8 protein-coding genes are annotated in these 6967 nt (G+C 49.5%); 1 reads left to right on the top strand and 7 read right to left on the bottom strand.

All coding sequences use genetic code 11. The features are described 5' to 3' along the window. Window positions 1-11 precede the first annotated feature (11 nt). From OCU14_RS01105 to OCU14_RS01125, 5 genes are all read right to left on the bottom strand, one after another. Window positions 12-1064 carry an alpha/beta hydrolase fold domain-containing protein gene (locus OCU14_RS01105; RefSeq protein ID WP_261809405.1) on the bottom strand — a complete coding sequence of 351 codons (1053 nt, stop codon included), beginning with the start codon at window positions 1062-1064 and terminating at the stop codon, window positions 12-14. A 76-nt stretch (window positions 1065-1140) separates the two neighbouring features. Next, window positions 1141-2523: an MFS transporter gene (locus OCU14_RS01110; RefSeq protein WP_261809406.1), complete on the bottom strand. Its 1383-nt coding sequence runs from the start codon at window positions 2521-2523 to the stop codon at window positions 1141-1143. A gap of 684 nt (window positions 2524-3207) precedes the next feature. Then, on the bottom strand, window positions 3208-3519 hold the full coding sequence (locus OCU14_RS01115) for a hypothetical protein (protein ID WP_261809407.1): 312 nt from the start codon (window positions 3517-3519) through the stop codon (window positions 3208-3210). Window positions 3520-3721: 202 nt separating this feature from the next. Then, entirely contained in the window at window positions 3722-4240 is a 519-nt protein-coding gene (locus OCU14_RS01120) for a hypothetical protein (protein WP_261809408.1), read from the bottom strand. A gap of 11 nt (window positions 4241-4251) precedes the next feature. After that, complete coding sequence (locus OCU14_RS01125; RefSeq protein ID WP_261809418.1) at window positions 4252-4788, bottom strand: PadR family transcriptional regulator; 537 nt, start codon at window positions 4786-4788, stop codon at window positions 4252-4254. Window positions 4789-4963: 175 nt separating this feature from the next. Here OCU14_RS01125 and OCU14_RS01130 point away from each other — a divergent pair, with 175 nt between their 5' ends. Next, window positions 4964-5500, top strand: coding sequence for a phenolic acid decarboxylase (locus OCU14_RS01130; protein ID WP_261809409.1), 537 nt, complete (start codon window positions 4964-4966; stop codon window positions 5498-5500). Between the two features lie 252 nt (window positions 5501-5752). On the opposite strand, the gene OCU14_RS01135 is transcribed toward OCU14_RS01130, so the two are convergent. Together OCU14_RS01135 and OCU14_RS01140 are read right to left on the bottom strand one after the other, a co-directional pair. Then, window positions 5753-6403, bottom strand: a complete 651-nt coding sequence (locus OCU14_RS01135) for a Fic/DOC family protein (protein ID WP_261809410.1) — start codon at window positions 6401-6403, stop codon at window positions 5753-5755. Beyond that, window positions 6400-6627 (bottom strand): hypothetical protein, encoded by a 228-nt coding sequence (locus tag OCU14_RS01140; RefSeq protein ID WP_261809411.1) that lies wholly within the window; start codon window positions 6625-6627, stop codon window positions 6400-6402. The genes OCU14_RS01135 and OCU14_RS01140 overlap by 4 nt, the downstream gene beginning before the upstream one ends. Window positions 6628-6967 lie beyond the last annotated feature (340 nt).

Genomic DNA, 6967 nt, shown 5'->3' on the forward strand with positions numbered 1-6967 from the left:
TTGCCTATACTTTAGATCAACTTAGCCGCTGAGCGCAAGGCATCTTGTACGGCTGGGACGTTTCCCGTGAAATTCAGGAAGGCATGGCTGACCCCACCATAACAGAAATAGTTGGCGTCTTCGTTTGCCCGACCGACCTGCTGGATGAAGGCCTCACCCTGCAAGCGGAATGGATCATACTCCCCGACTAAGAGGGTCGTGTGCTTAAACGTCTGGGGATTGGCCAGGAGTGGTGACAGGAGCGGTGCCGTCAGATCTAACGGCTGATCCGCCACGTAGTACCCACTCATAATGGTATCGAGTTGTTCGAATAATTGGTAGCTCCGATGCAGGGCATGTCGCTGTTCCGACACGATGTCGATGCTGCTATCATCCCACAATTCACCATCCAGATCCGACCCCTGAATCACGGTTGGGTAGAACAACATGTGCGAGGCAATTGTACAGATGCCCATGGAGTGACAGAGTTGGCTGACGGCCAAGGCAATCGAACCCCCGGCGGAGTCCCCACCCAGTGAGATGTGATGGTAGTCCTTGGTCATGGCGGCCACGACGGCCAGTCCATCCAAGATGCCGGCCGGATAAGGCTGTTCCGGAGCCAGGGCATAGTCAACGTTGTAGACCACACAGTTGGCTTGTTCAGCCACGTACTTCAAGGCCAACAGCACATCTTCCGGTGTCCCACCATAGTAAGCGCCCCCGTGGAAATAGATGAGGGCCTTATCCGCCGTCAAATGGTCCATTCGCGCGATTCGAATGACCCGAACCCGTCGATTCATGGCGACGATCTGTTGCATTTCCACCTTCATCTCAACGGTGGTTAAATCCTTTTGTCCCGAGGTTTCCGTCCCCTGCTGGAGGCTAAAGAGGTCGGTCGGTAACTGGGGATTTTCCTCGATCGAGGCCACGGTTTCCCAGACTAACGGTTCAAATGTATGCAACGGCTCGCGGTCCTTGATCCATTTGGTCACACCATCTTCAACACAGGTGGCCGTCATGCTTTTTAACCGGCGTAACTCGTCCGCATACCCCAGAGATTGCTTGGTTGTTGTATCATTCAACATGATGATTACCCCTCTCATAAGATAACCCGACAATGGATCAATGAGTCCCCCAGATCCCCTGACGGGTCAAAAATTATTAAGCTTCTTCGTGTTCTAATTCAGTCTTTTCTTGTTCGGCCTTTAACGCCGCAACCTTGTTTTCATCCAACTTGTAGAAGTGCAGAATAACCACAATTCCCAAGGCCAGAATGACTGGCAACCAGATGAAACTAGTACTGATGGCGGCCACAGCCTTGGCCCCTTGAATCTTGGCAGCGGCACTGAAGCCACCCCAGGAAAGAATCCAGCCGGCTAAGAAACCACCGAATCCCATCCCTAACTTGGCCCCAACCATTGGGACAGAGGACAGAATCCCGGGTTCATCAATCCGCAGCTCAGTCCGAGCATATTCCACCGTGTCGGCAATCATAACGAAGGCAATTGAGAAGGCGGCCCCCATGGCGATCGTCGCGATGATGTTCCCCGCAAAGAGGAAGAAAAGATTCTTGTGTAACAGTCCGATTGGCATGATAGCTTCCCCAATAGCGAAGGTAATCATCGCCACAATCATGACATATTTGTGACGCATAATCTTACTTAAGAATGGCACGGACAGGTTCCCAATGACGGCCACAATGACCAAGCCATTAAACAACCCAATCATATCCGTCCGACGATAAACGTAGGTTAAATAGTACACCGCCGTTTGCATCCGGATAACCCAGAAAGTTTGTAAGAGGATAAAACTCAGACTCAACAGGACCCAAGGTTTGTTCTTAGCGGCACCCTTCAGAGAATCCCAGACGCCCAAGTGGCCTTTGATGGCTTCGTTTTCGTTCTTCGATTCCACGATTGGCTTTTCCTTCAAATTAGCGAAGGCTCCGAAGAACAGAACCATGATGGCAACCCCAATCATGGCGGCCCAAATGGTCCACCCACGCTGGGCATTCTTACCACCCAGGAACGCCACCATTGGCAATGAAATTGCCCCGATAACGGCCGTCCCGATGTTGGTCATGACCATCCGGGCACTGGCTAAGTTCGTCCGTTCGTCTGGATCAGACGTCAAGCTTGGCAAGATAGCCGTGATTGGCGTGTTGGCCCCAGAATAAACCAGACTGAACAAGGTGTAAATGATGGCAATCCAAGTTAACTGAAACGCTTTGTTACCCCCGAATGACGGGTTAAAGAATAGCAGAATCGTCAAAATCCCCAGTGGAATCCCAAACCATAAGAAGTAAGGCCGAGACTTCCCGTATTTCGAGTGGGTGTGGTCAATCAAGAACCCATAGACCACCCCGTCAAACGCGTCAATACACCGAACAACCAGGAACAAAGTCCCCACGAACGCTGGTGAGATGCCCATGACCGTGGTGTAGTAGAACAAGAGATACAGCCCAACAATCTGCCAAATTAGGTTACCGGCCATATCCGTCGCGCCATAGAAGAAACGCTGTTTCCAGATCTGTAGCTTACTCATAATGAAACCCTCCCCCATATATTTTGATCCGCTCAACTTGTAACCGCTTACATATATAGCATACTGGATCGTTGTACCCGCGTGAATCCCGATATTTTGCCTACCACTTACCTTTTCTAACCTAAGTGGTCGATCTGTGCAGATCCACTGTCAGCTTGACAAACGAACCTAGTTACCGCCCTCATAATACCCGATAACTTACTGGATAACTGGTGATGGGACTTAATTAGTAACGCTTCCTAACTCACCTTTTGCTCTCCCTAGTTCTTAGAACCTTAGAATCAAAATCTCAAGACCAAAGGTCGTTTAGTACCGCGCCTCCGGGCGGTTCTGTAGAGGCTGGAACGTCGTGGCCACGATTTGAAGCCCCTCGCTAGGAACGCGATGGTCTTCAAACTCGGGCTTTCACTAGGCCGGGCAAGCCCACCCGACCAAGTGAAACGACACCACTGAGCCTCTACAGAACCACCCTGCGGCTGAGATTGGTCGTTGTTGTGAAGATAACGTGACTAAAGTGGCAGGCTTAGCCCTTCGTAACTCTACTTTCTCTGAATAGAGGTCATAGGCGAGCGATAATGCTCAATCAAAAAACGGCCAAATAATTGAGTCTGACCACTTTTCAAAGGTTGCATCTACTACCAACCATAGTTCAAAAAAACAAAACTACGCTAACTAATTTGTCTACTATTCGCCAAAAATAATGGCGAGCAGGATCAAACCAACCCCACCCAGCACAACGACAAATAACCCATAGGCCACGAAGAGACTGGCTAGGATCCCTACTTTATGTTGGGCAAGTTTAACCGAGATGTAATCGCACCATGCCAAAATTGCCGCGCCATACAACCCAAAGCCCCAATCATGTAATTTGGTGAATTTCAATAAGGCAAGACTCGCCGCTAACAAAACTAATCCGGCAATTGGAATCACCCGATTAACCGTCGTCGGCGTATACACGTGCCCGTAACGACCAGAAATCTTTCGATACCATCTCATGCCATCACCCGGTTTCATGACTAACGCTGACATTGGCATCAGAATTAGCCAACCCTTTTGAGGCCTATGGTAGGCAACATCGAAAGGAATCAAAGTTTTTCTGCTAATAAGGGGTGACGACAGTCGCTGAACTAATTATATCCGGCATCTGTTTCCGATAACAATTAAAAAAGCCCAGAACACGCCGTTCCAGGCTAGGCCTTCATTCCCAATTATCAAAATCCCAGTCTTCAACCTCATCTGCCGTAAAGGCTTCGAGCTCAATTCCTGTCAATTCTTGTAGCTGACGCACCCGTTTCTCTGGCAAATTCACCACGGCGAACCCTTCATGTCCCAAGGCCGCTAGGATCCAATGATCATCTAGATAGAAGGTCAGATCCGAAGGTAGCTGGTCGGGGCTTTCCGAATCGCCGCGGCCACCCCATTCATAGAGGCTCGTCGCCGACTGTTTCAAAACGCGCGTCGTACTGCTGGTACAAGCCACTTGAAACACCGTGATCCCGTGGAACCGGGTGCTATCGTTCATGGCATTTCGCGACACCTGACGGATCTTCAAGACGTCCGGCTTCAACGCCGCCATCACCCGATCGTAGGACGCCGCATAGGGAACGCCTCCAATATTATAGTGTGAGAGTTCGATGTAATCCGTGTGTTCACCGAGAACCTGAATCAAGCGCCGATACACCTGCCCCGTCGGATTCTGCGATACGTGATAGTACATGGCGCATCCCCCTAATCTGTCAGATACTTCGACAACCAAGCCACGTAGTCTCGTTCCCGTTCGATGGCATGGTCCAAGATCAAGTAGTGGCCATACGCTTGTTGCTTGGCAGCGGCCGTCGGAAATACCGTCTCCTGACGACTCTTCAAGTGATCAAGTTGCGTCTGATGCAAACGCAACTGTTCCCGGAGCATCGGTTGAATCCGTGGATCTGCGTCCGTTTTAATAAAGTACAGCTTGAGAATAAATTCATCCTTGCTGGGAGTCAATTCTGGTGAAGGCTCACTGACCCAGTCCACCAGCTTGTCATGACCGCTAGACGTGAGCGTATACTGCTTCTTTGCCAGTTTCTCGCCCGCTACGGTGTCTTCGTGGGTAATCTCACCCGCATCTTCCATTCGTCGTAATAACGGGTAAATTTGGCTATGCTGAGCCTGCCAAAATTCTCCGATCTCATTTTCAAATGCCTTGGCCAAGTCGTAGCCGGTCTGGGGCCGCTGATTCAATAAGCCCAAAATAATATATTGTAGTCGATTTCGCTGTCCGATACTGGCCATCCCCCTTGATTTCGCGCGGTTTCCTTACCTTCATTGAACCAGTTTCACCGCCAAACATCAAGAAAAATTGTTGACAGAGCGTGCCGATCGTCTTATAGTAATTCCATCAGCTAATCATGTAATTAATTACATGTTTCAAATATCATAATTTAAGGAGTGTTCACACATGACAAAACAATTCAAAACCCTCGATGACTTCTTGGGAACTCATTTTATCTACACCTACGACAACGGTTGGGAATACGAATGGTACGCTAAAAACGACCACACCGTTGATTACCGAATCCATGGCGGGATGGTTGCTGGCCGTTGGGTAACAGACCAGGAAGCCAACATTGTCATGCTGACCGAGGGTATCTACAAGGTCGCTTGGACGGAACCAACCGGGACCGACGTGGCCTTAGACTTCCTGCCAAACGAAAACAAGGTTAACGGCACGATCTTCTTCCCCAAGTGGGTTCAAGAACATCCTGAAATCACGGTCACTTACCAAAACGAACACATCGACGTGATGGAAGCCGCTCGAGAAAAATACGCGACTTATCCTAAGATGGTCGTTCCTGAATTCGCCACGATCACCTACATTGGCGACGCTGGCCAAAACAATGAGGACGTTATCGACGAAGCCCCTTACGCTGGCTTACCTGACGAGATCCGCGATGGTAAATACTTCGATAGCGAGTACAAGCGGGTTAACAAATAACCAAGCCGTAGAATAGAAGGCCGCCTGCGGCTGCCAGGGATTACGCCTGCTGTGGGGACGCTTCAGCCCCTTGGGCTTCAAAGTTGCCCGTGGTGTAAGGCCGAGAGAATCACTCGGTCTAACACCACCGCCACGGCTGGCTTCATCCCTGACCTCCTCCGACTACGATTGTTCTTAGCCTAAATTTTTGGCTGGCAATAGTAGTATCTGGCAACTGTAATCACAGTTGCCACCGCAAGATTATTAATAATTTCAAAAAATGGATTCGTTCTCCTTTTTTTCGGAAAACGAATCCATTTTCGCGTTTTCAGTTAATGTAAAATCTCTCGAAATATCACGGCCATTAGTTTTGGGTCGTCTTGGATACTGGCTGTCATGTAGGCTTCCTGTTGTTCTTGCGTGAACCTCAGGCTCAGAACCCTTCTGGCGAGCCAGGACCGCCGTGAAGACTCGGGGTGTTCGCCCATTGCCTTCGCGAAACGGGTGAAACATATTTGGTGCTGTCACCAGGTCACCCAGCGCGTCCGCAACAACCACCTTATCCGACGGTAGTGCCGCAAATTCCGTTAACTGCCGCTGAAGATCCCACTCCGCGTTGCCAAATAGACTGACCGGATGAAAGTGAGTGACGACGCCGTTTGAATTCTTGTTGAAATCGACCTCACGGTACTGCCCTGCCCAGTCGTAGATATCACCTAAGAGTGCCTGGTTGATGCGTCTCAATTCCGTGACGTCGCGGCCAGTTAGCTGATAGCCGGCAATCACATAATGGTTCTGCCGAATAAGCTGTTGCGCCTGCCTACTGACGTTATACTCCACCACGCGTAATTCTTCGTCGTCTGTAATTTCCAATTTATTACGTAAGGTACCGTTAGGCTGAAGGTAATCTTCCCAACTTTTCACTTGTTTGGAACCGTATTTCTAGCTTCAATGCGTTTCAAAATTTCTTTAGCACTTAGAGGACCCGTAGTGTAGACTTCTTGCGACATTTTGACGTCATCCACCGTCGGTTCAAACCCCTCATACATATTATTAATAAGGGCATCGAGCGTTGCCCGATACTCTTCCTCACTGCGGAAAGTAACGCCCATAATGGTGAGAGCTTGGTCATCGTGTTCTAGATACATGATTTCATCATCCTCCTCTAGTCTAGCTAACTCCGCAAAAATCGCGTCATTATTTGCTAACAGTTGAATTAATTTGACGGCGGGACCACTGGGGGCGTAATCGTCCTGTTCCTAATGCTGGACGGTCCGCACCGAGACGTTTAGCAGCGTTGCCAAGTGCTTCTGACTAATACCATAGTGTTGGCGGGTCAATTGCCCCTGAATAAATTCAGAGGCTTGTCGCTCACGTGTCTGACGACACAGTAGTCCAACATACCCGTTATGGTACTCCTACTCGTAGTGACAACATCATCGGGTAATTGACGGCTACCCGTTTAACTGCCAGGTTTACCCAGCAGTT

Source organism: Levilactobacillus humaensis, from assembly GCF_024345185.1.
Lineage (GTDB): Bacteria > Bacillota > Bacilli > Lactobacillales > Lactobacillaceae > Levilactobacillus > Levilactobacillus humaensis.